This is a genomic window from Devosia indica (assembly GCF_003056405.1).
GTDB lineage: Bacteria > Pseudomonadota > Alphaproteobacteria > Rhizobiales > Devosiaceae > Devosia > Devosia indica.
The window spans coordinates 351783-375922 of record NZ_PYVZ01000001.1 but is presented as its reverse complement, the minus strand read 5'-3'; the positions used below and the strand labels follow the sequence as shown (position 1 = coordinate 375922).

Below are 24140 nucleotides of genomic sequence, written 5' to 3'. Positions count from 1 at the left end.
ATAGTCTTCAAGACGCGCTGGCAAAAAACTCGCCTGGTCACGGTCTGCACCTTCAACGAAACGTCCCATATGGCACCTCCGAAGCAGTGCCAAATCATAACATATTCAGGGGTTTTCACACAGCCTCGGGTCGGAAGCAGCCAGCCCTCTCCGCCCCCCACCCTTGATCCCTCCCCACAAGGGGGAGGGAGACGATGAACACCGGCAGTTCGGTCTTTCTCCACCCTCCCCCTTGAGGGGAGGGAAGCGAGATAGGGCTTAGCGTCAGCTAAGTCCGTTGAATCGAGCAGGGTAGGGGTTCCGGGCTCTCAACGTTTTGAGATGTCTCGCTATCCAAAAAATTCTTATCCCCGCGCCCAAAACCTCCCGCATAATCCCTGTCATCACTCCCGCGCGGACGGACTGCAGCGAACTTTGCGGGAGGAGCTGGTTGGGTGCTGGGTCGCTCCAGGGCCTGCCTGCTCGTTGGGCCACCTTGCGACGAGCGATCAATAGGGGCCACGACAGCAGGAGAAACCCAGCGTCCCGAGGCGGCGACGTCTCTATTACTTAGTTTTACTGAGACGCACGCGCCTCGGGACACGTCCAATTCAACCGGAGGCTGTAAGGGCCGGCCGGCCCTTCGGCATGCCGTGCGCCATACGGAACGATGTTTGAAAGGCGGGGTCCTTAAACCCGGTTTACCCCCGGCATGCCGTCGAGCACCACGAATTCCTGGAATTTGGCCGCGCTGGCCGCCGGGTCCTTGCGATCAGAAACGGCCACCAGCTCAACCCGGGCCTGGTCGGGCGCCACATGCATCAGCGCATAGCCATGCTTGCGTGCCTCGCCGAACCGAATATGCGGATTTTCCGCCATCACGGTTTCAAAGGCGCTGGCCGAAGGGGCGTTGGAGGTAATCGAGCCGGTAACGAATTCGCTGGCCACCAGCGTCTGGTCTTCCGCCTTTACATCGGCGGCATAAAAGCAGTGCAGGTCGCCCCCGATCACCACCGGATTGGCCCGGTTGGCGCCTCGCAGCGAACTGAGCAGCCGCCCTCGCGCCGAGCGGAAATGGTCCCAGCCATCAGCGCTGTAGCGCGTGCCCGGCCCCAGTTCGAGATCGCGCGCAGACAGCAAGGTGGGCTGCCCGATGATCGACCATTTCGCCTGGCTCTCCTGCATGGTGCGGTCGAACCAGGCTTCCTGTTCCGCCCCCAGCATGGTGTAGCGGTTCATCTCCGCCGGTTGCGGGGCTTCGGGCGCCGGGTCGCGATATTGCCGCGTGTCGAGCAGGGTGACGTCGAGCAGGCTGCCGAAGCGGTGGTGTCCATAGATGCGCAGCGCTTCGAAACTGGGCGCGGCCAGAGGCGGCACCGGCATGTGCTCGTACCAGGCCTGATAGGCCGCGGCCCGGCGCCGCAGGAAGGCCTCCGGATGCCGGTCGGTGGGCGAGGCGTCCTGGCCGTAATTGTCGACCACCTCGTGGTCGTCCCAGGTCACCAGCCAGGGGAAAGCGGCATGGGCGGCCATAAGGTCCGGGTCGGATTTATAGAGCGCATAGCGGTCCCGATATTCGAACAGCAGCGAAGGTGCGCCAGTGCCATGGCTACGCACATGCTCGGCGCCATAGCTCTTCTCGTAGATATAATCGCCAAGATGCACCACCAGATCGAGATCGCGCCCCGCCATGTCGCGATAGGCGCTGTACCAGCCCTGTTCATATTGCTGGCAGGCGGCAAAGGCGAAGCTGAACCGGCCATTATCGGCGCCCGCCGCCGGCGCGGTGCGGGTGCGTCCCACTGGGCTGAGGGCATCCCCGGCCCGGAAGCGGTAGAAATACCAGCGATCGGGCTCCAGCCTCTCGACCTGCACATGCACCGAATGGGCCAGCGTCTCGTCCGCCGTCACGATCCCTGATTGCACGACATGCGCAAAACCCTCATCGGCCGCGATTTCCCAGGCCACATCGATGGGCGGATAGTGCGGGGCAGGGGCAAAGGAAAAGGCATCGGCCGGGCTGGGCGCGGCACCGGCAAAGATCAGCCGGGTCCACAGCACCACGCCATGCGGCGTCGGACAGCCAGAGGCGACCCCCAGCGCAAACGGATCGGTTTCGAACTGCGCTGCCCGCACCGATCCCAGCATGGGCCAGACGGCGGCTGCTGCCAGTCCCGAGGCCAGGAAATGTCGTCGGTTCGGTTGCCGGATCATCAATTGTCCTCCCCTGGCTGCACCCGCGTTATGCTGCGTCCTTAGGCCGATAGGGCATAACAATTGAATGACACGCTGGTCCGGACAATGCCGGTGACGAAAATCGTGATGGAAGAAAAACAAAAAGGGTCCCGAAGGACCCTTTGTCACCAAGGCGTTGCCACACCTTGGAAATTGGAGCGGGCGATGGGATTCGAACCCACGACCCTAACCTTGGCAAGGTTATGCTCTACCCCTGAGCTACACCCGCACTCCAGACCGCTGCACTTGGCAGTGCGGCGACGCGGGCCTATATGCCCAATCGCCGATCTGATTGCAACCCGGTTTTTTGCCTTTATGTCATCTTTGCGAAATGCTGTGGGAATCGGGGGTTGCCAGCATGGTGTCTGCGGGCGCAAAAAGACCGCAAACGCTGCGTTTCCTGCCAGTCCAAGAGTGGAAAAATTATGACCCTGTCTTTTGATGGCGCCCCCGGCGCCGCCCCGGTCCCCGCCGATCTCATCCGGGATGGCTCTGATGCCGGCTTCAAGGCCGATGTCATCGATGCTTCCCTCGATGTACCCGTTCTGGTCGATTTCTGGGCCCCTTGGTGCGGTCCCTGTCGCCAGCTCGGACCGGCCATTGAAAAGGTGGTGACCGAAAAGGCCGGGCAGATCAAGCTGGTCAAGATCAATATCGATGAGCACCCCCAGATCGCCGGCCAGCTCGGGGTCCAGTCGATCCCGGCCGTTTTCGCCTTTTCCGGCGGCCGTCCGGTCGACGGGTTCATGGGCGCCATGCCCGAAGGGGAAGTGCGCCGCTTTGCCGAAAAGCTGATTGCCGCGGCACCCGCTGGCGCGGGCCAGCCCAGTGGCGGCGATTCGCTTGAAGCCCAGATTTCCCAGGCCCTCGAAGTGGCGCAAGGGGCGATTGCCGCCGGCGATGTGAATCAGGCGGCACAGATTTTCGCCATGGTGCTGCAGCATGCGCCCGACAATGCCGATGCGCTGATTGGCCTTGCCGGGGTCTATATCAGCGCTGGTGAAATCGATCAGGCCAAGGCCACGCTGGAGATGGTGCCCGAAGACAAGCGGTCCGGCGATGCCTATGGCGCGCACATGCATGCGATCCGCCTCAAGGAGGAGGCGGCGGGCTTGTCCGAAGCGGCAACGCTTGAAGCGGCCATCGCCGCCGATCCGGACGACCACCAGGCCCGGCTTGATCTGGCCGTCGTGCTCAATGCCGAGGGCAAGCGGCTCGAAGCGGCCGAAGCGCTGGTGGTCAGCTTCAAGCGCGATCGAAGCTGGAACGAGGATGCAGCACGCAAGAAGCTGCTCGAATTGTTCGAGGCCTGGGGCCCCAAGGATCCCGCCACGCTCAAGGGTCGGCGTATGCTCTCGGCCGTGCTCTTCTCGTAACAGGAAATTTGATGCCCAAACGACCGACCAGCCCGGCCGACCTGCCCAAATCCGTACCGGTGTTTCCGCTCAGCGGAGCGCTTTTGCTGCCCTTTTCGCACCGGCCGCTCAATATTTTCGAGCCGCGCTATATCGAGATGGTGGATGCGGCCCTGCGGGGCGACCGGCTGATTGGCCTGATCCAGCCCGAAGACACCAGCGAGGAGAGCCCCAAGGGGCACGCCCCGCTGCAATCGGTGGGGTGCCTGGGCCGCCTGACCCATTTCGAGGAAAGCGGCGATGGCCGCTATTTCATCATTCTCGAAGGGGTGACCCGTTTTCGCCTGGTGCATGAGTTGACCGTGCTCACCCCCTATCGGCAGGGCGTGATTTCGGCAGAGGGCTATGAGGCCGATTTTGCCCGCAATCACGGCGAAGAGGCGGTCGATCGCACCCGCTTCGTCAAGATGATGCGCGACTATGCCGAATACGCCAATTTCGAGCTCAACTGGGAAGAGATTGAATCCACCGGTACGGCAGATCTCGTCAATTTCTGCTGCATGGTCTCGCCCTATGGCGCGGCGGAAAAGCAGGTCCTGCTCGAAGCCAAAACCCTCGAAGAGCGTGCCGAAACGCTGATCGCCATGACCGAATATGAAATGGCGCGGGGCGGTTCGGACGGCGCCGCGCCGCTCAACTGATGGGCGATGAACCGCTTGATCCGCGCCATGTGCTCGACGTGCATACGCTCGAAATTCTGGTCTGTCCGCTCACCAAGACGCGGCTGATCCTGTCGGATGACAAGTCTGAATTGATCTCGGTCGCGGCGCGGCTGGCCTTTCCCATCCGCAAGGGGGTGCCACTCCTGAGCCTTGAGGAGGCCCGCTCGGTCGAGCCCGAAGAATTGCAGCACCATTCCAGGTAGCCCATTTATCCACGCGCCCGCCGGGTGGGCTAAGCTTGGCGTCAGATCGGCAAACCAGTGAGGAGTTTCGGTGCGCCGCCGCCTATTCCGGAGGCAGCCCGTATCATCGCCGATTTCACCGGCTCGGCCCGGTCGACCAGTCCCAGTCCGAAATCGCGCAAGGCCCGAACCGGGGCAATGTCGTTGGAAAACAGCCGGTTCATTCCATCGGTCACCGCGGCCATAGAGGCCGTATCCAGCCGGCGCCAGGCCTGATAGCGCTCCAGAACGTCCGGCGCCCCATGGTCGAGGCCCAATCGCAGCGCATCCACGATCACCTCCGCCAGGGCGGCCACGTCCTTGAGGCCCAGATTGAGCCCCTGGCCGGCAATCGGATGCACCACATGAGCGGCATCGCCGATCAGTGCCAGCCGCGGTCCGACAAAGCTCCTGGCCAATTGCAGGCGCAAGGGGAAGCCCATCAGCTTGTCTTCCAGGGTGACCCGGCCCAGCGTCGAGCCCATCACGGCCTCGATGTCCACTGCCAGGTCTTGGGGGGGCATCGCCAGCAAGCGCGGCGCAGCTTGCGCCGTTTCGGTCCAGACCAGCGAGGACCGGTTGCCCCGCAAAGGCAGGCTGGCAAAGGGCCCAGCGGGCCGGAAATGCTCATAGGCAACGCCATTATGGGGCAATTCATGGGCAATCGTGGCGACCAGGCCCATCTGACCATATTCATGCCCGATGGTGTCGATGCCCGCCCGCTGCCGCAGGTTGGATTGCGCCCCGTCGGCCGCAATGATCAGTGGGGACGCAAGCACCCTGCCATCGTCCAGCGTCAAGCGCCCCAATGCGCCCTCGGCGCTCCAGTCGCTGATATCGGCCGGTGCAATTACCGCGATATCGCCTTCGACCGCCTGTAGCAGCGCCGCGCCGCTGGCCTGATTGGGCACCATATGGGCAAAGGCCTCGCCCGGTGCCACATCGCCATCGAACCGTAGGAACAACGGTCGCGCCAGATCGCCGATCCCCGAATCGGTGATCTGCATGCTTGCAATGGGCTGGGACTCGCTCTCCATCTCATTCCAGACGCCCAGCGCCTCGAACACCCGGCGCACACCGGCAGCAATGGCCGAGGCGCGATTGTCCCGCGGCACGGCAAGCGGCCGCCGGTCGACCAGCGCGACCTGAATGCCGGGCGCCGATCGGACCAGTGCTAGCGCCATGGTCAGGCCCACCGGGCCACCCCCTACGATGATGACGTCATGCCGCTCGGCGCTGGATTTGGACATGCTGATCTCCTTGCCCGGCATTGTCCGTCCTGACCGCTTGTGAGGCAAGCGCATCATTGCCGCGGTCAAGATGCCCAAAAGATGTGCATTTGAAGGTTTATGGAAAGTTAGTGCATCAATATTAGGCAAGAGGTGCCCGCCTCGCTATCGTCACAATGCCGGGCAGGCCCAAGGTGATCGAGTAAGCTATTGAAAATGAATGATTAAAATTGAGGTGGCGCAATCTGGCACGGCTCTTGAGTCCTGTTGGGCATCGAACACCCAAGGCAGAAAGGGGGCAAGCATGAAACTGGTGGTTGCAATCATCAAACCATCAAGGCTCGAGGAGGTGCGCCAGGCGCTCAACTCACTCGACGTCCACGGCATGACCGTGACCGAGGTGAAGGGCTATGGCCGCCAGAAGGGTCATTCCGAAATCTATCGCGGCACCGAATACGCCGTGCACTTCCTGCCCAAGCTCAAGGTCGAGATTGCCGTCGATGACGGCATTGCCGACGCGGTGAGCGCGGCGATCCGCGATGCCGCCCAGACCGGGCGCATCGGCGACGGCAAGATCTTCATCCTCGATCTTCTCGCCGTCACCCGCATCCGCACCGGTGAAACCGGCGCTTCCGCGCTTTGACGCCACCGATTTCAGGAGAAAAAAGACAATGACAGGGTTCAAGACTCCCCTAAAGATCGCGGGTGGCGTGGCGCTGGCCTCGCTGCTGCTGTCGCTCCCGGCCCTTGGCCAGGACGCTGCCCCCGCCGAAGAAGCTGCCGCAACGCTGAGCGAAGGCGTTTCCGCCGACGTAGTGTTCATCCTCAACTCGTTCCTGATGATCCTGGGCGGCATCCTGGTGTTCTGGATGGCCGCAGGCTTCGCCATGGTCGAAGCGGGCATGGTCCGCACCAAGAACGTCTCCATGCAGCTTTTGAAGAACGTCTCGCTGTTTGCCGTGGCGTGCTTGATGTACTACGTCATCGGCTACAATCTGATGTATCCGCTGGGCAATTGGGCCATGGGGTCGGATGAGACCGGCGGCTATCTGGGTGCCTTCGGCATCGCGGTCCTCGAAGCCGTAGGTATCACCGCCGATGGCGCCGACGACTTCTCCTATGCAGCCACCAGTTCGGACTTCTTCTTCCAGGTGATGTTCTGCGCCACCACGGCCTCGATCGTTTCGGGCACGCTGGCTGAACGCATCAAGCTGCTGCCCTTCCTGATCTTCACCGCGGTCCTGACGGCGCTGATCTACCCGATCCAGGCCTCCTGGAAGTGGGGCGGCGGTTTCCTCGACAGCCAGTTCGGCTTCCTCGACTTCGCCGGGTCCACCGTCGTGCACTCGGTGGGTGGCTGGGCCGCTCTTGCCGGCGTCATCCTCCTCGGCGCCCGACGCGGCAAGTATAATGCCGATGGTTCGGTCAACGCCATGCCCGGCTCTTCCATGCCGCTCGCCACGCTCGGCGTGTTCATCCTGTGGATGGGTTGGTACGGCTTTAACGGTGCGTCCCAGCTCGCCATGGGTTCGGTGGGCGACGTGGCCGATGTCGGCCGCATCATGGCCAACACCAATGCCGGTGCCGTCGGCGGTGCCCTCGCGGCTCTCATCCTGACCGCCATCATCTACAAGAAGGTCGACCTGACCTTCGTGCTCAACGGTGCGCTGGCCGGTCTTGTGGCCGTCACCGCCGAACCGCTGACCCCGGGCCTGGGCACCGCAACGCTGATCGGCGCCGTTGGCGGCCTGATCGTGGTGTTCTCCGTCCCGCTGCTCGATCGCCTCAAGCTCGACGATGTGGTCGGCGCCATTCCGGTTCACCTGCTGGCCGGTATCTGGGGCACGATTGCGGTGGTCTTCACCAACCCCGATGCGACCCTGGGTGGCCAGCTCATCTCGATCATCATCGTTGGCATCTTCGTGTTCGTGGTGAGTTTCGTGGTCTGGTTCATCCTCAAGTCGATCATGGGCCTGCGCCCGACCGCCGAGGACGAAGACCTGGGTCTGGACAAGGCCGAGGTGGGCGTCGAAGCCTATCCCGAGTTCAAGTAACTCATAACTCTGGATGGCCGGGCCCCTTTGGGTCCGGCTATCTGCCGCTTGCCAGCGGCGTGCAGCCCGCGTCCCTCTTGGCCCGCCACAGAGGCTTCCCACTCGCAAAACGCGCGGACTGCACACCCCTGGCAAGATGCCTGAAAAATAAGCACCGCGGGAGTTTTCTGCATGGAAATTGGGCACAAAGTTGCCCATTTCCAAGGCTGTTTGCGTCTGCGATCCATAAGTGCCTGAAATAAAAGGCAAAATCGCTGCCGGATCATTTGGCACGGGGTTTGACTCTTCTGTGACGTTCCAACACGCGCCGTCGCGGCGCCAAAGGGGGTCACATGAAACTGGTGGTTGCCATCATCAAGCCGTCCCGCCTCGAAGAGGTCCGGCAGGCGCTCACTTCGCTCGACGTACACGGCATGACCGTCACCGAGGTCAAGGGCTATGGGCGTCAGAAGGGGCATTCCGAGATCTACCGCGGCACCGAATATGCCGTGCACTTCCTGCCCAAGCTCAAGCTCGAAATCGCGGTCGATGACGATCTGGCCGAACAGGTCGCCACCGCCATCCGCGAGGCGGCCCAGACCGGCCGCATCGGCGATGGCAAGATCTTTGTGCTCGACCTCTTGGCCGTGACTCGAATCCGCACCGGCGAAACCGGCGCTTCCGCGCTCTAAGCCGCTTCCCAACCCGGAGACAAAATTCAATGAATCTGTCCAAAGTTCTGGGGGGCGCGACTCTGGCCTCCCTCCTCATGGCTCTGCCGGCTGTCGCGCAGGACGCCGCAGCCGAAACCGCCGCCGCGGTAGTCGATAAGGGTGACGTGGCATGGATGCTGGTGTCGACAATGGTCGTCATCGTCATGACCGTGCCAGGCTTGGCCCTGTTCTATGGTGGCCTGGTGCGCGCCAAGAATATTCTGAGCGTCTTGACCCAGGTGTTCATGGGCTTCTCCATGATTGCCATTCTCTGGGTCGCCTACGGCTATTCGCTGGCCTTTGCCGGCCCCACCGAAGGCGGGCTGTCGGCCTTTTTCGGCGATTTCTCCAAATTCTTCCTCTCCGGCGTGACGCTCGAATCCACTGCTGCGACCTTCTCGGCCGGTTATGAACTGCCCGAAATGGTCTTTGTGGTGTTCCAGCTCACCTTTGCCTGCATCACCTCGACCTTGATCGTGGGCGGCATTGCCGAGCGCATGAAGTTCGGCGCACTGATGGCGTTCCTCGCGATCTGGTTCACCTTCTCCTATGTGCCTATGGCGCACATGGTCTGGTCCGGTCCGGGCCTGCTGTTCAACATGGGCGCCTATGACTTTGCCGGCGGCACGGTGGTGCATATCAATTCGGGCGTAGCGGCGCTGGTGGCGGCCCTGATGCTGGGCGCACGCAAGGGCTATCTCAAGGAACCCATTCCGCCCCACAATCTGGTCCTGACCTATATCGGCACCGGCCTGCTCTGGTTCGGTTGGTTCGGCTTTAATGCCGGTTCGAACCTGGAGGCCAATGCGCTGACCGCCGTGGCCCTGATCAACACCGTTCTGGCGCCGGCTGCCGGGGCTCTCGCCTGGGCGCTCGGTGAGCGCATCACCCGCGGCCATGCCTCGGCCCTGGGTGCCGTTTCTGGCGCTGTCGCGGGTCTGGTGGCCATCACCCCGGCCGCAGGTTTCTCCGGCGTCGGTGGAGCCATCGTGCTCGGCGGCGTGGCTGGCGTGATCTGCCTGTGGGCCGTGGTCAATCTCAAGCCCATGCTCAAATATGACGACAGCCTCGATGTCTTCGGCATTCACGGCGTCGGCGGCATTGTCGGTGCCCTGGGTACCGCCATTGTCGCCAATCCCTCCTTCGGCGGCTATCCGCTCGATGGCTACGACATGGGCGGCCAGTTCATGGTGCAGCTCACCAGCGTTATCGTGGCGGTGCTCTGGTCCGGTGTGGTGGCGCTGATTGCAATGCTCATCGTCAAGGCCTTGTTCGGCGGCGCCAAGGTGTCTGAACAGGCCGAAAGCGACGGCCTCGACCTCTCGACCCATGGCGAACGCGCCTATAATTAGGTCACTTCCGGCGGGCGGCATCTCGGTGCCGCCCGTTCCTTTTGCCCATTGGGCGATGGTTAGCACGCGATTAACCACACCCGGATAGCATGACGCCATTACGGCCCACTGCGATGGTTTGCGGGCCGACAGTGAGTAATGCGTTTCATGCCCAGCCATCCCATTCCGACCCTCGACGAAGTCCGCAGCCTGCCTGCCCGCGCCGCCCGCAATCCGGGCCGTTCGGGCAAGGCGCCGATGCCGCCGCCAGCCATCGCGATTCGCATTCCCTTGCGGATCGCCGGCCTGATCGTGCTGGGGCTGTGCGCGGTTCTGCTGGCAGCGCTCGCCTCCTGGTCGGTTGACGATCCGTCTTTGTCGCTGGCGACCGCCAAGGCGCCGGCCAACTGGCTCGGCTATCCTGGCGCCGTCATCGCCGATCTGGTGTTCCAGTTCCTCGGGCTTGCGGGTCTGGTCATGGTGGTCCCATTGGCACTTTGGGGATGGGCCATGGCGCGCCGCCACGTGGTCACCCGTGCTGGACTGCGCCTCGGCGCCTGGCTCGGCGCGGTCCTCCTGTTCGCCGGGGTCTTTGCATTTGTTGCCATGCCCGAAACCTGGCCCCTGCCCACCGGGCTGGGCGGCCTTGCCGGCATGCTGTTCACCAATCTGGCCGGCCTGATTGCCGGCGGCGACCCGCAGCCGCTGACCTCGACCCTGTTTGCCATCATCCTCAGCGCACCGGCCCTGGCCCTGTTCTGGATCGCCATGGGCCTGGGCACGTCCATTCCGGCCAAGCCCGCAAAGCCCTCGGCGCGGCAGGCCGCCGGAGACGATGAGCGCGAGCCCAACCCGATTGTCGAAGTGGCAATGGGTGCGGTTGTACACATGGGCTATTCCCTGCGCACCGCCTTCCGCCGCGCCAAGGCCGAGCATGCGGCGCGCCGTGCCGCCCAGGACAGTGCCGATTTCGAACATGGCGCCGAGCCGCCCATGCATGCGCCTGAGCCTCAGCTCCAAGCCGATCGTGAGCCGGTTGCTGCCGCGCCGCAGCGCCGCATTCATGTCCCGGCCCAGCATGTCGAGCCGAGCTTTGAGCCCACGGCGCGCGTTCTGGCGCAATCGGACTATGACGACACTGCCATCGATTATCCCGATGAGCCGGAAGAGGACGATATTCCTTTCGTCCCCGATGCGCCTATGCCGGCGCGCACCCAGCGCGGCGATTCGCGCTTCCACCCCGCCGATCCGGCCGCCCCGCGGGTCACTGCGCCCGCGCCGCGCCCGGCGCAGGGCCAGCGTGTGTTCCGCGAGGCGCAGGGCTCGCTGCTCGATGAACCATCCGGGTTCGAATTGCCCGAGCTTAGCCTGCTGGCCGAACCCAAGCGCGGCGGCCCCATGCCCGAGCATGCCCCCGAGCGGCTCGAGGAAATGGCCCGCCAGCTTGAGGCTGTCTTGGCCGATTTCGGCGTCAAGGGCGACATCATCAATGTCCGTCCCGGCCCGGTGGTAACCCTGTTCGAACTTGAGCCGGCGCCCGGTATCAAGTCGAGCCGCGTGATTTCGCTGGCTGATGACATCGCCCGCTCGATGAGCGCCATCTCGGCCCGTGTTGCCGTGGTGCCGGGCCGCAATGCCATTGGTATCGAGCTGCCCAACCAGACCCGCGAGACTGTTTACTTCCGCGAAATGCTGGCCAGCTCCGATTTCGAGAAGATGAAGGGCAAGCTGCCGATCTGCCTGGGTAAGACCATTGGCGGCGAACCCGTCATTGCCGATCTGGCGCGCATGCCGCACCTGCTTATCGCCGGCACCACCGGCTCGGGCAAGTCGGTAGGTATCAATACCTTTATCCTGTCGCTGCTCTACCAGATGACGCCCGAGCAGTGCCGCATGATCATGATCGATCCGAAAATGCTCGAATTGAGCATTTATGACGGCATTCCCCATCTGCTGACCCCCGTCGTCACCGATCCGCAAAAGGCGGTCGTGGCGCTCAAATGGGCGGTGCGCGAGATGGAAGACCGCTACCGCAAGATGAGCAAGATCGGTGTCAGAAACATCGACGGCTTCAACCAGCGCGTGGCCGAGGCCAACAAGGAAGGCCGCACGATCACCCGCACGGTGCAGACCGGCTTTGACCGCGAAACCGGCGAGGCGATCTTCGAAAGCGAGGAATTCGATCTCGAGCCCTTGCCCTATATCGTGATCATTGTCGACGAAATGGCCGACCTGATGATGGTCGCGGGCAAGGATATCGAAGGCGCCATCCAGCGCCTGGCGCAGATGGCGCGTGCTGCCGGCATTCACATGGTCACGGCCACTCAGCGTCCCTCGGTCGACGTCATCACCGGCACGATCAAGGCCAATTTCCCGACGCGTATCTCCTTCATGGTGACGTCCAAGATCGACAGCCGCACCATCCTGGGCGAGCAGGGCGCCGAACAGCTCCTGGGCAATGGCGACATGCTCTACATGGCCTCGGGCGGCCGCACCAAGCGCCTGCATGGTGCCTTCGTCTCGGACAATGAGGTGGAATCGGTCGTTGCCCATCTCAAGAGCCAGGGTACGCCGGACTATCTCGACAATATCACCGAGGAAGACGAGGGCGGCTTTGGCGAGGGTGGCGGCACCAGCGACGAGAGCTATCCCGGCTCGGGCGACGAGCTCTATGACAAGGCCGTTCATATCGTGATGACCGACAAGAAGGCCTCCACTTCCTATATCCAGCGACGCCTGGCCATCGGCTATAACAAGGCCGCCACGCTGATCGAGCGCATGGAAAATGAAGGCGTCATCTCTCCGGCCAATCACGCCGGCAAGCGCGAGATCCTGGTGGGCGACAATGCCGACGGATACTGATCCGCGCGCCTGACCATCCGCATGGCCGTGACAAATCCCCGCCGGTGCCGCAAGGCGCTGGCGGTTTTGTCTGAAATGGACGTATCCCGAGGCGCGTGCGTCTCAGTAAAACTAAGTAATAGAGACGTCGCCGCCTCGGGATACCGGGTTTCTCCTGCTGTCGTGGCCCCTATTGATCGCTCGTCGCAAGGTGGCCCAACGAGCAGACGAGCCCTGGAGCGAATCCAGTCTCACCGGTTCCTCCCGCAACTGTTCGCTGCAGTCCGCCCATCGCGGGAGAGATGGCTGAAAGGATAAGGGCAGTTTTGGACACGGGGATATCTATTTGCGCGGCCGGTCAATCCGCACGCCTTGGCGACTGCGATTGTCCGTCAGCAAGGCGCGCACCAAGGGCAGATAAGCGCTCTCTGCATGGTGAAATCAACCACGGCGGAACTTTCCACCTGTTGCCGCAATTGCTGCCTAGGTTAGGCTCTACCAAACGACCCAGCGAGGAAATCCCGCCCATGATTCGCCGCACCGCTCTCATGCTCGGCCTTGCCGCCGCCCTCTCGCCCGCTTTGCCGGTGCTGGCCCAGAGCCGTGCGCTCACGGCTGAGGAGCAGCAATTGATCAACGAAATCAATGCGCACAACTCGGCCATCCGCACCATGGTGGGGCGCTTTTTGCAGATCGACACCAATGGCGGACGCCAGGAAGGCACCTTCTTCATCGAGCGGCCCAACAAGGTGGCGTTTCGCTATGCCCCGCCCAGCCGCGAGGAAATCGTCTCGATCGGCCGGGGCTTTTATGTCGTCGACCGGCGTGAGGAGACCTATTACGCCTATCCGCAGGATTCGATCCCGCTGCGCCAATTCCTGGGCGACCAGATCAACCTGCTCAACGCCAATGTCATCGACGTTACCAATACCGATGGCTATCTCTCGATCACCGTGATCGACGAAACGGTGGCCGGCACGGTGCAGGTCTCGCTGATCTTTGATACCGAAACCAAGGATCTGGCGCAGTGGACGCTCGTCGAGCCCAATGGGTCGGAATTGACCTTCTCGCTCTATGATGTCCAGAAGGGCGTCGAGATCCCCAACCACTTCTTTACCTTCCCCTCGACCTATTCGGGCCGGGAGCCGGGGACGTAAGACGGGCCAATCCTTGACCTGAATGTATATTATGGTAATATACATTCATGATTGAGTGGGCGCGCATTGTCGGGTTCGACTGGGATTCCGGCAATGCTCGCAAAAGTGCGGACAAGCACAGTGTAAGCCAGGCGGAGGCCGAGCAGGTGTTCTTCAACGAGCCTCTGTTGACCTTGCCCGACCATCTGCACAGCACCACCGAACTGCGCTTTCATGCGTTGGGCCGAACAGATGACCGCAGGCTCCTGCATGTCACCTTTACGTTGCGCGAGGCGCAAACTCGGCTGAGGATTATTTCGGCGCGAGACATGAGCAGGAAGGAGCGAGCCCATTATGGCAGTGACAAATAAGCCGATCCCGCGCTTCGCTTCGGAGGCGGAAGAACGAGCCTATTGGGAGAGCCATGACTCGGTCGAGCATCTTGATTGGAGCAAGGCCGAAAAGGTTCGGCTGCCAAACCTGAAGCCAAGTTCGACCTCCATATCACTCCGGATTCCGGATGGATTGCTGGAGCGGATCAAGATTGCCGCCAATAAACGCGACGTGCCGTATCAATCCCTGATCAAGACCTGGTTGGCCGAGAAAGTTGACGGCGGCAGCTAATCAACCGCCGAACGCCAGAATAGCGATCAGCCCGGCGCCGCCCACGATGATGCGCCACCAGGCAAAGGGCGCAAAGCCATGCCGGGAGACGAAGTCGAGCAGGTACTTCACCACCAGCGCGCCGACCACGAAGGAGGCGGCAAAACCGATGGCGATGTTGAGCCCCAAGCTCAGATCGATCAGCTCGCGGCTCTTGTAGAGGTCGTAGCCGAAGGCCCCGGCCATGATCGGCAGGGCGATGAAGAAGGTGAATTCGGCAGCCGAGCGCTTCGAGGCACCGAACAGCATGGCCCCCACCACGGTCGAGCCGGAACGTGACACGCCCGGCACCAGGCTGAGCATCTGGAACAGGCCGATGATCAGCGCCAGATGCCAGGGGTAGCTGTAGATGTCATCATGGCGCACCTTTTTCGGCATGCGATCCACGATCAGCAGGATGATGCCGCCGATCAGCAGGGTGATGCAGATGACCAGCGGGGTTTCGTAGAGAATCTGCTGGATGAAATCGCGCGCCAGAACGCCCACGATGACGGCCGGCAGACAGGCCAGCACCACGGCCAGCGCAAAGCGCCAGGCATAGGCCTTGCCCGTCAGCGCATCGCGGATCAGCACACCCAGTTTGGCAAAGTAAACAGTGATCACGGCCAGAATCGCGCCGAGCTGGATCAACACGATGAAGGCGGCGGGTTGACTGAGGCCAAAAAAATGACCGGCCAGCAAAAGGTGGCCGGTGGAGCTGACAGGCAGGAATTCTGTGAGCCCTTCGAGGATTCCGAGGATCAGGGGCACAAAAAGACCTTGATCGGCGTTCATTTGATCCCCTAACTCGTTCCAAGGTCGGACTTGTCCCGTCTCATAGCCGTGTTCGCCTGGCGCGCCAAGGCCGTGACGCGTGACTCCCGGGCCGCAACAATTTCAGAGCCCCGTTCATGCCAAGCCTTGTGCACTACCCCCTCGATCCCGCCTCCCGCCTCATCCGGCTGATGTGCGCCGAATATGGGGTGCCGCTGGATCTGGAGGAGACCAAGCCCTGGCTGCGCGAAGAGGCGCTGCTGGCGATCAATCCGGCGGCAACCCTGCCTGTCCTGTTCACGGACAATGACCTGCCCATCGTCGGCGTCATGGCCAGCATTCACGCGGTGGAGGATTTTTACACGCCCGCTTCGGTCGGCGGGCTGTTTCCGGCCGATCCCATGGACCGCGCCGAAATGTGGCGGCTGGTCGAGTGGGCGCTGGTCAAGCTCAATGACGAGGTGACGCGCTACCTGATCGAGGAAAAGATCGCCAAGCGCGACCAGCGTGGCGCCACGCCTGAGCCGTCCGTCCTGAGGGCCGCCAAGGTCAATTTGGCCGAGCACCTGCTCTACTTCAATTGGCTGCTGGCCAGCCGCAACTGGCTGGCAGGCGAAGAAATGAGCCTGGCCGACTTTGCCCTGGCCGCGCATTTTTCCACGCTCGACTATCTGGGTGATATCGACTGGTCCAAGGTGCCGCCCGAAACGCGCGACTGGTATTCGCGCATCAAGTCGCGCCCGGCCTTCCGCACCCTGCTTAACGACCGTGTCGTCGCCATGCAGCCCGCCAGGGGCTATGCGGATCTGGACTTTTAGTCCTATCTGGCGGCATGGCCCAAGCAAGGACCGATACGCTCATAGCCGAACTCAAGACCCGCGCCGAAGCGCTGGGTTTTGACTCCTTTGGTATTGCCCGGGCAGACGCACGGCCCGACCTGCCCGAAAAACTGCACACCGCGCTCGCCGAGGGCTGGCATGCCGACATGGCGTGGATGGCCGAAACCGAAGACCGGCGCGGCGATCCGCGTCGCCTCTGGTCTGAAGCCCGCTCGGTGATCCTGCTCGGCGTCAATTACGGCCCCGAGATCGATCCGATGGACCTGCTGGCTGAAAAGAGCGTCGGCAATATCTCGGCCTATGCCCGCAATCGCGACTATCACGACATCATCAAGGGGCGATTGAAGGAGCTGGCCGGGCTGCTGGCCCGGCGGGCCGGGGCAGGTGTGAAGGTGTTTGTCGACACTGCGCCGCTGATGGAAAAGCCGCTGGCCGAGGCGGCGGGGCTGGGCTGGCAGGGCAAGCACTCGGTGCTGGTCAGCCGAACATTCGGCTCCTGGCTGTTTCTGGGCGCCATCCTGACCGATCTCGACCTGCCGCCGGACAAGGCCCATGCGGAAAGTTGCGGCTCGTGCACCAGATGCCTCGACATCTGCCCCACCAATGCCTTTCCCGCCCCGTTCCGGCTCGATGCGCGCAAATGCCTGGCCTATTATTCAGTCGAGCACAAAGGCCCTATTCCCCGTGAATTTCGCAAACCCATGGGCAATCGCATCTATGGTTGCGACGACTGCCTGGCAGTGTGCCCCTGGAACAAGTTCGCCAGTGTCAGCCGTGAAGCCAAGCTGCGCAGCCGGCCCGAATTCGAGCGCCCGGCACTGGCTGAACTGGTGCAGCTCGATGACGCGGGCTTTCGGGCGCTGTTTGCCGGCTCGCCGGTCAAGCGCATCGGGCATGCGCGGTTCTTGCGCAATGTGCTGATTGGCATCGGCAACGCCGATGACCAATCCCTGTTGCCCCTGGTGGAAGCCAGGCTTGGCGATCCCTCGCCCTTGATCCGCGGGGCCGCCATATGGGCCTTGCGGCGGCTCGATCCGGAGCGGGCCGCGGCCCGGCGGCTGGACAGCCTGGCGCAGGAAGGCGATAGCGCGGTGCGCGCAGAATGGGATGGGGTGGTATGAACCAGGCATTTTTCTTCGGATTGGGTTTTTCCTCGATCAACGCGGCACACGCCATGCGCGAGAACGGCTTTGCCCGCATTGGCGGCACAGTGCGCTCATCGGAAAAGGCCGCGCAATTGCGGGCCGGGGGTATCGACGCCGTGCTGTTTGACGGCATGGCGCCCGGCCCCGAAGTGGACCAGGCGCTGGCGACGGCCAGCCATGTCATCTTGTCGATCGCGCCCGATGAAGCGGGCGATCCGGCGCTGCGCCATCATCGCGCCGATCTCGACACGGCCAGCCAATTGCAATGGCTGTGCTATTATTCGACGGTTGGGGTCTATGGCGATTTCGACGGGGAATGGATTGACGAGACCGCCCCCTTGGTGCCGCGCAACATGCGCTCGGACCGGCGCGTGCTGGCCGAACAGGCCTGGCGCGACTATGCGGCCGAACGGGGCGTGCCGCTCTGCATTCTGCGGCTGGCCGGCATTTATGGCCCGGGCCGCTCGAGCTTTGACAAGCTGCGCGCCGGCACGGCCAGGCGCGTCATCAAGCCGGGGCAGGTGTTCAACCGCATCCATGTCGCCGATATTGCCCGCGTCACGGCGCTGGCGGCCGACCAGCGGCTGGACGGCACCTTCAACCTGGCCGATGACGAACCGGCTCCGCCCCAGGACGTCATCGCCCATGCCGCACAGATGATCGGCCTGGATGTGCCGCCGGACCTGCCCATCGAGACGGCCGAGATGACGCCGATGCAGCGCAGCTTTTACCGTGACAACAAGCGCGTCTCGAATCGGGCCATCAAGCAGGCCCTGGGGATCGAACTGCTCTATCCCGATTATCGCGCGGGCCTGGCCCAGATTCTCGAAAGCGAACAATGACCCCAAGACCTGCAAAATCTGCCCCGGCCCGCAGTGTGCTGGAGGGCCGTTATGTGCGGCTCGAACCGCTTGCCCTGTCACATGCCGCAGACCTGTTCGCGGTGGCAAACCTGCCCGGCGGTCCGGGGCGGTTTCGCTGGCTGTTCACCGACGCGCCGCAGAGCCTTGCTGCCACCCAGGCCTGGATCGAGCAGGTCAATGCCGGGCAGGACAGCTATGTCGCCATTCTCGACAAGGCCAGCGGCAAGGCGCTGGGCCAGCAGGCCTGGATGCGCATTCGTCCCGAGCATGGCTCGATCGAGATCGGCGGGGTCTATTGGGGCCTGCCCATGGCCCGCAGCCGCCTGGCCACCGAGGCGCTGTTCCTGTTTGCCCGCCACGCCTTTGATGATCTGGGCTATCGGCGTTTCGAGTGGAAATGCAACAATGCCAACGAACCCTCCAAATCCGCCGCCACGCGCTTCGGCTTCACTTTCGAGGGGATTTTCCGGCAGGACATGATCATCAAGGGCGAGAGCCGCGATACGGCCTGGTTCTCGATGATCGATAGCGAATGGCCGGCCCTGAGGGCCGAATATGAACGCTGGCTGGCCCCGGACAATTTTGACGCCGCCGGCCAGCAGAAAACCCGGCTGGCCATGCGCGGCTAGATCATCCCCAGCACGGCAGCCTTGAGCCGCGCCAGATCCTGGTCCCGGCTCAGCCGGTGATCGCCGTCGGGGATCAGCGTGAAGGTCACCGGATCATGCAGGATATGCGCAAGCAGCTTCTGGGCGTGCTCGGGCGGCACGTCCGGGTCCTGCCCGCCTTGCAGAATATGCACCGGGCAGCCGGTCTCGATGACACCATTAAACAGCAGATGGTGGCCGCCATCCTCGATCAGCGCCCGCGTGTAGCGATATGGGCCATCGCCATAGGCGCTCTCCCGCTCGTAATAGCCAAGGGTCTCCAGGTCCCGTTTCTGCGCCGCGCTCATGCGGGCAGCGATGCGCACGGTGGCGTCGGTGGCAGGGGCGAGCAGCACCAGCCCTTTGAGCGGCATGCCCTTGGCCAATTGCCGCCGGGCCAGCAGCAGGGCGATCCAGCCGCCCATGGATGAGCCGCACACGATCTGCGGCCCCATGGTTTTCGCCAGCACGGCCTCGGCTTCCTCCAACCAGCGGCTGATCGTGCCCTTGTCGAAATCCCCGCCGGACAGGCCGTGGCCGGAATAGTCGAACCGGGTGACCTCAAGTCCCCTTTCAGAGCCCAGGGCATCCAGGCTCATCGCCTTGAGCCCGCTTATCACGGAGCGAAAACCATTGAGCCAGAACAGGCCCGGTGCGCCGCCATGACGCTGCTCGACGGCGATCTGCCGGGCCTGGTCGCCTGTGCCCACGGTGATAAGGGAGCTGTGAATGGAACTCATGGGGGGCCTGATTGCGTTTCTGGTTGGTGTCGGAGCGGTCTCCGGCGCATGGCTTTGAAAATTTGCTTGGGCGCGCCAGTTGACTTTAGGGGCCGCTACCACGATTTTAGGGCCGAATTCACCCCCTTGCCCCAATAGCACAAGGAACGCTTGCCATTCGCCGTCCCATGAGACCCGTTGCGCCCCAGAAAGATGGGCCGCTTGCCAACGAGGATATCACTAGCCCCGACGTTCAGCTCATCGATGCAGAAGGTGAAAACCGTGGCATCGTCCGCACGCGCGACGCTCTGGCCGAAGCGCAGGAGCAGGGGCTCGACCTCGTCCTGATCGCCGCCAATTCGAATCCGCCCGTGGCCAAGATGCTCGATCTCGGGCGCTACAAATATGCCGCACAGAAGAAGGCGGCCGAAGCGCGCAAGAAGCAGAAGGTCATCGAAGTCAAGGAAGTGCAGATGCGTCCGAACATCGACACCCATGACTACGAGACCAAGATGAAGGCGGTGCAGCGCTTCCTGGGCGAAGGCGACCGCGTCAAGGTAACCCTGCGCTTCCGTGGCCGTGAAATGGCTCACCAGGATCTGGGCATGCAGCTCCTGCTCAAGGTGCGCGAACAGACCGAGGACGTGGCCAAGGTCGAAAGCCAGCCCCGCTCGGAAGGCCGGCAGATGGTCATGGTGCTGGCGCCCAAATAAGGCGACAGGACTTCTGGACTGTAAAAAGCGGGCCAATTGGTCCGCTTTTTTATTGGGCAATGTTAACGCGTCGTCAGGCGCTGGCTTTTCTTCGTAGTTGATTTGCGCAATGCTCCCCACACCTGTTCGAGCATTTGCGACAATCCTGCGCTGGGGGCCGCATGCGACTGTTTCGAATAATTCTGCGCCTGTTCTTCGCACCACGGCGACCGCCACGGCGGCCCGCGCCTCCGCTCGCGCCGCAACTGCCGCGCGAAATGCGGACAGGCGTCGTCTGGCCCGCCCCGCCAGCGCCGCCGCCACAGACCGAGTTGCGCGGACCGTGCTGGGTCATTGATGGCGACACCATCATCATCGACAAGATCCGCATCCGCATTGCCGGGATCGACGCGCCCGAGCTCGAGCACCCCTTCGGCAAGCAGTCCAAATGGGCGCTGGTGAAACTGTGCAAGGGGCAGGTGGTGACGGCGCGGATCAAGCCTGAGCTGTCCTATGACCGCATGGTGGCCGAATGCTTCCTGCCCGACGGGCGCGATCTGGGGGCCGAAATGGTGCGGGCAGGTATGGCGCTCGATTGGCCGAAATTCTCCGGTGGCAAGTACCGGCATCTCGAACTGGCCGATGCGCGCAAGAAATTTTGGCGCGCCGCGGTGCGGCAGCGCGGCATGATGGGAGCGGTTGAAAAACTCTAGCGGCGGGGATTGCCGTCAAACCCTGTCGCTGCAAGGCAGGGACGTCAGCATGCTCTGATACGCCGCCGGCAGGCCGTGATACCGCGCCCCATCGCAAAGATGCTTGAGATAGGCCGTGCTGGGCAGATGCAGCCTATGCTGCCGGTTCGCCAGATAGGTTTCTGCGCCGGTGGGGGTATTGTCGATCTGCACCGTGATCGTGATGCGATTGTAGGCATTCAGGTCCGCGCGGCGGCCGGCGTGATAGCCTTCATGCGCATCGAGCCGGACAAAATCGTTCAGGCTCAAGCGATAGACGACGCCCCATAGATCGTATGCAGGATGCTGCTCATATGAGGCAACCCCGCATTGGCGGGCATCCGACAGGCGTGGAAAGCAGAGAACATGGCCCTTGAGGACGGCTGCGCTCAAAACGGTTGAATCCGGACAGCGCTGGCGCATCTGTACCGGGTCCATATTCGAGCCATAGGCGAAATAGAGCATGGCCGCCGTCTCAAATCCCCTGCTGAAGTGTCAGGCCGCCAGATCCGCCACCACGGCGTCGAGCACCGGGAAGCCCTTTTCGGTGACGCGGATATTGCCATTGGGCAGGGTCTCGACAAAGCCATAGCCCTTGAGTGCGGCGATCTGGGCTTCGGAAATGCCGCGGCCGGAGATCGACATGAAGCGGGTGGGCGAAATGCCTTCCTTGAGGCGCAGGCCCATGACGAGGAACTCGTCGCCCTGCTCTTCCCAGGTCAGCACATCGTCCGTGGTCATGCCATGGCCGAACTCATTGACCAGCTTGAGCCATTCAAAGGGCAGCTTTTCGGTGGCCGTGGCATGGCGCTGGTGGTTGACCATCAGCCTTCCATGGGCGCCCGGACCGATCCCGGCATATTCGCCATAGCGCCAATAGAGCATGTTGTGCCGGCTTTCCTGGCCGGGCACGGCATGGTTGGAAATTTCATAGGCCGGCATGCCAGCCTGTGCGGTCAATTCCTGCGTCAGTTCGTAAAAGTCGGCCGCCAGATCCTCGTCCGGCATCTTGAGCTTGCCGGCCTGATGCAGGTCGAAATAGCGCGTGCCCTGCTCGATGGTGAGCTGGTAGAGGCTGAGATGCCCGCGCGCCAGCCAGATGGCTTCCTTGAGCTCGTCTTCCCAATCCTCAAGCGTCTGCTTGGGCCGGGCATAGATGAGATCGAAGCTGGAGCGCTCAAAGACCGACTGGGCAATGCGTACGGCCGCAACGGCCTCTTCGACGCTGTGCCGACGGCCCAGTTCGGCCAGCGGGCCGGGGCGCAGCGACTGCACGCCCAGCGAGACCCGATTGATTCCGGCGGCCCGAAATCCCTTGAAGCGCTCGACCTCGACACTGGTCGGATTGGCCTCGAGCGTAATCTCGGCTTTGCTGTCGATCTGCCAGGCCCCGGCAATGGCGTCCAGAACGGCGCCAACGGCCCTCGGGCTCATCAGCGATGGGGTGCCGCCACCAAAAAAGACCGACTGCACCAGCCGCCCGGAGGACAGCGAGGCCATGTGGGCGATCTCGCGTTTGTAGCCCTCGACAAAGGCGTCTTCATCAAAGGGCCCGCGATGAACGTGGCTATTGAAGTCGCAATAGGGGCATTTGGCCGCGCAGAAGGGCCAATGGACATAGACGCCGAAAAGATCGTTGGCGCTAGCCATGGTCAATCTGGTTCTCCACGAATTGCGCAAAGGCGCGGGCGCGGTGCGACAGGCCCTGTTCGCCCGGTGACCAATTGTGCTTGGCCTCGGCTGCCATCTCGCCAAAGGTGATGTCGTAGCCATCGGGCATGAACATGGGGTCGTAGCCATGGCCCAGTTCGCCCCGTGGCGGCCAGACCAGCGTACCCTCGCATTTACCGACAAACAGCATGTCGCGCCCATCGGGATGGGCCAGGCACAGCGTGGCGTTGAACGAGCCGCGCCGCTGGCCGGGCGAACTGGCGCCGGCCGCCTGCAAGGCGTCTTCCACCCGCTTCATGGCATGGTTGAAATCGCGCGGCACCCCGGCCCAGTCGGCGGTATAGACACCCGGATCGCCACCCAGCGCATCCACGCACAGGCCCGAATCATCGCTCAGCGCCAGCATGTTGGCGCCGCGCGCGGCGGCATGGGCCTTGGTGCGGGCATTTTCGGCGAAAGTTGTGCCGGTTTCTTCCGGCTCGGGCAGGCCCAGTTCACCGGCCGACACCAGTTTGAGGCCGAACGGCTCGAACAGTTCGCGAAACTCCCGCAGCTTGCCGGCATTATGCGTGGCGATGCAGAGCCGGTCACCGGCATGGAGGCGCGGGATGCTCACTTGCTGTTTCCTTCCAGGGCGCGGCGGATGTCGTTCCAGATGGAACAATTGACGGCCTGAAAGTCCCCCTCACCGGATCGGCTACGCCGCGCCATTTCTCCCTGGGGGGGAGAGGAATAAGAGGCATGCGCAGGGCTATGTTTCTCCCCCTCGGGGAGAAGCTGGTGCGAAGCGCCGGACAAGGGGGATTTCTTCAGCCAGCCGATCATGCGCCCAGCACCGATTTCTGCATCACGCTCAATTCCCCAATGCCCTGTTCGGCAAGCGACATCAGGCTGTCCAGCTCGTCGCGGGAAAAGGGGGCGCCTTCGGCGGTCCCCTGGATTTCCACGAACTTGCCAGCGCCGGTCATGACAAAATTGGCGTCGGTCTCGGCTTCCACATCTTCGAGATAGTCGAGATCGAGCACCGGGGTGCCGCGATAAATGCCGCAGGAGATGGCGGCGACGCTGTCGATCAGCGCCTTGCCCTTGGTCAGCTTGCGCTCATCCATCCAGGCAATGGCGTCGCAAAGGGCCACATAGGCACCGGTGATCGAGGCAGTGCGGGTGCCGCCATCGGCCTCAAGCACATCGCAGTCGCAGGTGATCTGCACTTCGCCCAGGGCCTCGAGATCCACCACGGCGCGCAGACTGCGGCCGATCAGGCGCTGGATTTCCTGGGTGCGGCCCGATTGCTTGCCGGCGGTGGCTTCGCGGCGGGTGCGCGAGCCGGTGGCGCGGGGCAGCATGCCATATTCGGCAGTGACCCAGCCCTGGCCCTTGCCGCGCAACCAGCCCGGAACGCTGGTCTCGACCGATGCCGTGCACAGCACCTTGGTATTGCCGAACGCGACCAGGCACGAGCCCTCCGCCTTCATGGCCACATTGCGCTCAAGGGTTACTGCCCGCATATCGCTTGGCTGTCTGCCGGAAGGCCGCATCGTGATTCCAGTTTCTGTTGCAGTTAACCGCGTCTTAACCCTCATGCGGCCCGCTCACAAGCGCCCGACGCTTGGCGGATGGGG

At 62.9% G+C, this 24140-nt stretch carries 25 protein-coding genes and 1 tRNA gene; 17 read left to right on the top strand and 9 right to left on the bottom strand.

The features are described 5' to 3' along the window. Positions 1 to 669: 669 nt before the first annotated feature. Together DDE76_RS01885 and DDE76_RS01880 are read right to left on the bottom strand one after the other, a co-directional pair. Positions 670 to 2193, bottom strand: coding sequence for an alkaline phosphatase D family protein (locus DDE76_RS01885; RefSeq protein WP_198650799.1), 1524 nt, complete (start codon positions 2191 to 2193; stop codon positions 670 to 672). Positions 2194 to 2368: 175 nt separating this feature from the next. Then, positions 2369 to 2443 (bottom strand) — tRNA-Gly (locus tag DDE76_RS01880). Between the two features lie 196 nt (positions 2444 to 2639). Between DDE76_RS01880 and DDE76_RS01875 the strand changes: the two genes are divergently transcribed. Genes DDE76_RS01875 through DDE76_RS01865 form a run of 3 tightly spaced genes read left to right on the top strand, consistent with a single transcriptional unit; the run spans position 2640 to position 4494 of the window. Beyond that, a complete protein-coding gene (locus tag DDE76_RS01875) occupies positions 2640 to 3590 on the top strand; it encodes a thioredoxin family protein (RefSeq protein WP_104892536.1) in 951 nt (316 codons plus the stop codon). Between the two features lie 11 nt (positions 3591 to 3601). Then, complete coding sequence (locus tag DDE76_RS01870) at positions 3602 to 4270, top strand: LON peptidase substrate-binding domain-containing protein (RefSeq protein WP_104892535.1); 669 nt, start codon at positions 3602 to 3604, stop codon at positions 4268 to 4270. Then, positions 4270 to 4494: a Trm112 family protein gene (locus DDE76_RS01865; protein ID WP_104892534.1), complete on the top strand. Its 225-nt coding sequence runs from the start codon at positions 4270 to 4272 to the stop codon at positions 4492 to 4494. Before DDE76_RS01870 ends, DDE76_RS01865 begins: the two co-directional genes overlap by 1 nt. A gap of 41 nt (positions 4495 to 4535) precedes the next feature. Here the strand turns inward: DDE76_RS01865 and DDE76_RS01860 are convergent, their stop codons facing one another. Continuing rightward, positions 4536 to 5762, bottom strand: a complete 1227-nt coding sequence (locus DDE76_RS01860) for an FAD-dependent monooxygenase (RefSeq protein WP_104894813.1) — start codon at positions 5760 to 5762, stop codon at positions 4536 to 4538. Positions 5763 to 6045: 283 nt separating this feature from the next. On the opposite strand from DDE76_RS01860, the gene DDE76_RS01855 reads away from it, so the two are divergent. The 8 genes from DDE76_RS01855 to DDE76_RS01820 all read left to right on the top strand — a co-directional run bounded on the left by DDE76_RS01855 (position 6046) and on the right by DDE76_RS01820 (position 14419). Then, on the top strand, positions 6046 to 6384 hold the full coding sequence (locus DDE76_RS01855) for a P-II family nitrogen regulator (protein ID WP_104892533.1): 339 nt from the start codon (positions 6046 to 6048) through the stop codon (positions 6382 to 6384). A 28-nt stretch (positions 6385 to 6412) separates the two neighbouring features. Further along, positions 6413 to 7795: an ammonium transporter family protein gene (locus tag DDE76_RS01850; RefSeq protein ID WP_104892532.1), complete on the top strand. Its 1383-nt coding sequence runs from the start codon at positions 6413 to 6415 to the stop codon at positions 7793 to 7795. Between the two features lie 332 nt (positions 7796 to 8127). Further along, on the top strand, positions 8128 to 8466 hold the full coding sequence (locus tag DDE76_RS01845) for a P-II family nitrogen regulator (RefSeq protein ID WP_104892531.1): 339 nt from the start codon (positions 8128 to 8130) through the stop codon (positions 8464 to 8466). A gap of 29 nt (positions 8467 to 8495) precedes the next feature. Further along, the gene (locus DDE76_RS01840) at positions 8496 to 9839 is read left to right on the top strand and encodes an ammonium transporter (RefSeq protein ID WP_104892530.1); all 1344 of its coding nucleotides are present in this window, start codon (positions 8496 to 8498) and stop codon (positions 9837 to 9839) included. Between the two features lie 147 nt (positions 9840 to 9986). Beyond that, complete coding sequence (locus DDE76_RS01835) at positions 9987 to 12680, top strand: DNA translocase FtsK (RefSeq protein ID WP_245891761.1); 2694 nt, start codon at positions 9987 to 9989, stop codon at positions 12678 to 12680. 506 nt (positions 12681 to 13186) lie between these two features. Then, on the top strand, positions 13187 to 13816 hold the full coding sequence (locus tag DDE76_RS01830) for a LolA family protein (RefSeq protein WP_157955623.1): 630 nt from the start codon (positions 13187 to 13189) through the stop codon (positions 13814 to 13816). A gap of 47 nt (positions 13817 to 13863) precedes the next feature. Then, positions 13864 to 14166, top strand: coding sequence for a BrnT family toxin (locus DDE76_RS01825; RefSeq protein WP_104892528.1), 303 nt, complete (start codon positions 13864 to 13866; stop codon positions 14164 to 14166). Further along, positions 14150 to 14419: a BrnA antitoxin family protein gene (locus DDE76_RS01820; RefSeq protein WP_104892527.1), complete on the top strand. Its 270-nt coding sequence runs from the start codon at positions 14150 to 14152 to the stop codon at positions 14417 to 14419. The genes DDE76_RS01825 and DDE76_RS01820 overlap by 17 nt, the downstream gene beginning before the upstream one ends. Here DDE76_RS01820 and DDE76_RS01815 read toward each other — a convergent pair whose 3' ends face one another. After that, positions 14420 to 15232 (bottom strand): undecaprenyl-diphosphate phosphatase, encoded by an 813-nt coding sequence (locus DDE76_RS01815; RefSeq protein WP_104892526.1) that lies wholly within the window; start codon positions 15230 to 15232, stop codon positions 14420 to 14422. It abuts the gene before it with no gap. Between the two features lie 116 nt (positions 15233 to 15348). On the opposite strand from DDE76_RS01815, the gene DDE76_RS01810 reads away from it, so the two are divergent. Genes DDE76_RS01810 through DDE76_RS01795 form a run of 4 tightly spaced genes read left to right on the top strand, consistent with a single transcriptional unit; the run spans position 15349 to position 18687 of the window. Continuing rightward, a complete protein-coding gene (locus DDE76_RS01810) occupies positions 15349 to 16029 on the top strand; it encodes a glutathione S-transferase family protein (protein ID WP_104892525.1) in 681 nt (226 codons plus the stop codon). A gap of 14 nt (positions 16030 to 16043) precedes the next feature. Then, the gene (gene queG / locus DDE76_RS01805) at positions 16044 to 17171 is read left to right on the top strand and encodes a tRNA epoxyqueuosine(34) reductase QueG (protein WP_104892524.1); all 1128 of its coding nucleotides are present in this window, start codon (positions 16044 to 16046) and stop codon (positions 17169 to 17171) included. Beyond that, positions 17168 to 18037 carry an SDR family oxidoreductase gene (locus tag DDE76_RS01800; RefSeq protein ID WP_104892523.1) on the top strand — a complete coding sequence of 290 codons (870 nt, stop codon included), beginning with the start codon at positions 17168 to 17170 and terminating at the stop codon, positions 18035 to 18037. The genes queG and DDE76_RS01800 overlap by 4 nt, the downstream gene beginning before the upstream one ends. Further along, complete coding sequence (locus DDE76_RS01795; RefSeq protein WP_104892522.1) at positions 18034 to 18687, top strand: GNAT family N-acetyltransferase; 654 nt, start codon at positions 18034 to 18036, stop codon at positions 18685 to 18687. Before DDE76_RS01800 ends, DDE76_RS01795 begins: the two co-directional genes overlap by 4 nt. On the opposite strand, the gene DDE76_RS01790 is transcribed toward DDE76_RS01795, so the two are convergent. Next, positions 18684 to 19445 (bottom strand): alpha/beta hydrolase, encoded by a 762-nt coding sequence (locus tag DDE76_RS01790; RefSeq protein WP_104892521.1) that lies wholly within the window; start codon positions 19443 to 19445, stop codon positions 18684 to 18686. The genes DDE76_RS01795 and DDE76_RS01790 overlap by 4 nt on opposite strands. 155 nt (positions 19446 to 19600) lie before the next feature. On the opposite strand from DDE76_RS01790, the gene infC reads away from it, so the two are divergent. Together infC and DDE76_RS01780 are read left to right on the top strand one after the other, a co-directional pair. Further along, entirely contained in the window at positions 19601 to 20137 is a 537-nt protein-coding gene (infC, locus tag DDE76_RS01785; RefSeq protein WP_104892520.1) for a translation initiation factor IF-3, read from the top strand. Between the two features lie 161 nt (positions 20138 to 20298). Then, positions 20299 to 20829 carry a thermonuclease family protein gene (locus tag DDE76_RS01780; RefSeq protein ID WP_104892519.1) on the top strand — a complete coding sequence of 177 codons (531 nt, stop codon included), beginning with the start codon at positions 20299 to 20301 and terminating at the stop codon, positions 20827 to 20829. A 15-nt stretch (positions 20830 to 20844) separates the two neighbouring features. Here DDE76_RS01780 and DDE76_RS01775 read toward each other — a convergent pair whose 3' ends face one another. From DDE76_RS01775 to rph, 4 genes are all read right to left on the bottom strand, one after another. Beyond that, the gene (locus DDE76_RS01775) at positions 20845 to 21312 is read right to left on the bottom strand and encodes a gamma-glutamylcyclotransferase family protein (RefSeq protein WP_104892518.1); all 468 of its coding nucleotides are present in this window, start codon (positions 21310 to 21312) and stop codon (positions 20845 to 20847) included. Between the two features lie 30 nt (positions 21313 to 21342). Beyond that, entirely contained in the window at positions 21343 to 22497 is a 1155-nt protein-coding gene (gene hemW / locus DDE76_RS01770) for a radical SAM family heme chaperone HemW (protein WP_104892517.1), read from the bottom strand. After that, the gene (locus DDE76_RS01765) at positions 22490 to 23134 is read right to left on the bottom strand and encodes a non-canonical purine NTP pyrophosphatase (protein WP_104892516.1); all 645 of its coding nucleotides are present in this window, start codon (positions 23132 to 23134) and stop codon (positions 22490 to 22492) included. The genes hemW and DDE76_RS01765 overlap by 8 nt, the downstream gene beginning before the upstream one ends. 205 nt (positions 23135 to 23339) lie before the next feature. Beyond that, positions 23340 to 24056, bottom strand: a complete 717-nt coding sequence (gene rph / locus DDE76_RS01755) for a ribonuclease PH (protein ID WP_104892514.1) — start codon at positions 24054 to 24056, stop codon at positions 23340 to 23342. Positions 24057 to 24140 lie beyond the last annotated feature (84 nt).

Bases quoted from the DNA above. Each gene is read 5' to 3' on its own strand.
- DDE76_RS01885 (WP_198650799.1), bottom strand. From the start codon at position 2,193: ATGATCCGGCAACCGAACCGACGACATTTCCTGGCCTCGGGACTGGCA.
- DDE76_RS01875 (WP_104892536.1), top strand. From the start codon at position 2,640: ATGACCCTGTCTTTTGATGGCGCCCCCGGCGCCGCCCCGGTCCCCGCC.
- DDE76_RS01870 (WP_104892535.1), top strand. From the start codon at position 3,602: ATGCCCAAACGACCGACCAGCCCGGCCGACCTGCCCAAATCCGTACCG.
- DDE76_RS01865 (WP_104892534.1), top strand. From the start codon at position 4,270: ATGGGCGATGAACCGCTTGATCCGCGCCATGTGCTCGACGTGCATACG.
- DDE76_RS01860 (WP_104894813.1), bottom strand. From the start codon at position 5,762: ATGTCCAAATCCAGCGCCGAGCGGCATGACGTCATCATCGTAGGGGGT.
- DDE76_RS01855 (WP_104892533.1), top strand. From the start codon at position 6,046: ATGAAACTGGTGGTTGCAATCATCAAACCATCAAGGCTCGAGGAGGTG.
- DDE76_RS01850 (WP_104892532.1), top strand. From the start codon at position 6,413: ATGACAGGGTTCAAGACTCCCCTAAAGATCGCGGGTGGCGTGGCGCTG.
- DDE76_RS01845 (WP_104892531.1), top strand. From the start codon at position 8,128: ATGAAACTGGTGGTTGCCATCATCAAGCCGTCCCGCCTCGAAGAGGTC.
- DDE76_RS01840 (WP_104892530.1), top strand. From the start codon at position 8,496: ATGAATCTGTCCAAAGTTCTGGGGGGCGCGACTCTGGCCTCCCTCCTC.
- DDE76_RS01835 (WP_245891761.1), top strand. From the start codon at position 9,987: ATGCCCAGCCATCCCATTCCGACCCTCGACGAAGTCCGCAGCCTGCCT.
- DDE76_RS01830 (WP_157955623.1), top strand. From the start codon at position 13,187: ATGATTCGCCGCACCGCTCTCATGCTCGGCCTTGCCGCCGCCCTCTCG.
- DDE76_RS01825 (WP_104892528.1), top strand. From the start codon at position 13,864: ATGATTGAGTGGGCGCGCATTGTCGGGTTCGACTGGGATTCCGGCAAT.
- DDE76_RS01820 (WP_104892527.1), top strand. From the start codon at position 14,150: ATGGCAGTGACAAATAAGCCGATCCCGCGCTTCGCTTCGGAGGCGGAA.
- DDE76_RS01815 (WP_104892526.1), bottom strand. From the start codon at position 15,232: ATGAACGCCGATCAAGGTCTTTTTGTGCCCCTGATCCTCGGAATCCTC.
- DDE76_RS01810 (WP_104892525.1), top strand. From the start codon at position 15,349: ATGCCAAGCCTTGTGCACTACCCCCTCGATCCCGCCTCCCGCCTCATC.
- queG (WP_104892524.1), top strand. From the start codon at position 16,044: ATGGCCCAAGCAAGGACCGATACGCTCATAGCCGAACTCAAGACCCGC.
- DDE76_RS01800 (WP_104892523.1), top strand. From the start codon at position 17,168: ATGAACCAGGCATTTTTCTTCGGATTGGGTTTTTCCTCGATCAACGCG.
- DDE76_RS01795 (WP_104892522.1), top strand. From the start codon at position 18,034: ATGACCCCAAGACCTGCAAAATCTGCCCCGGCCCGCAGTGTGCTGGAG.
- DDE76_RS01790 (WP_104892521.1), bottom strand. From the start codon at position 19,445: ATGAGTTCCATTCACAGCTCCCTTATCACCGTGGGCACAGGCGACCAG.
- DDE76_RS01780 (WP_104892519.1), top strand. From the start codon at position 20,299: ATGCGACTGTTTCGAATAATTCTGCGCCTGTTCTTCGCACCACGGCGA.
- DDE76_RS01775 (WP_104892518.1), bottom strand. From the start codon at position 21,312: ATGCTCTATTTCGCCTATGGCTCGAATATGGACCCGGTACAGATGCGC.
- hemW (WP_104892517.1), bottom strand. From the start codon at position 22,497: ATGGCTAGCGCCAACGATCTTTTCGGCGTCTATGTCCATTGGCCCTTC.
- rph (WP_104892514.1), bottom strand. From the start codon at position 24,056: ATGCGGCCTTCCGGCAGACAGCCAAGCGATATGCGGGCAGTAACCCTT.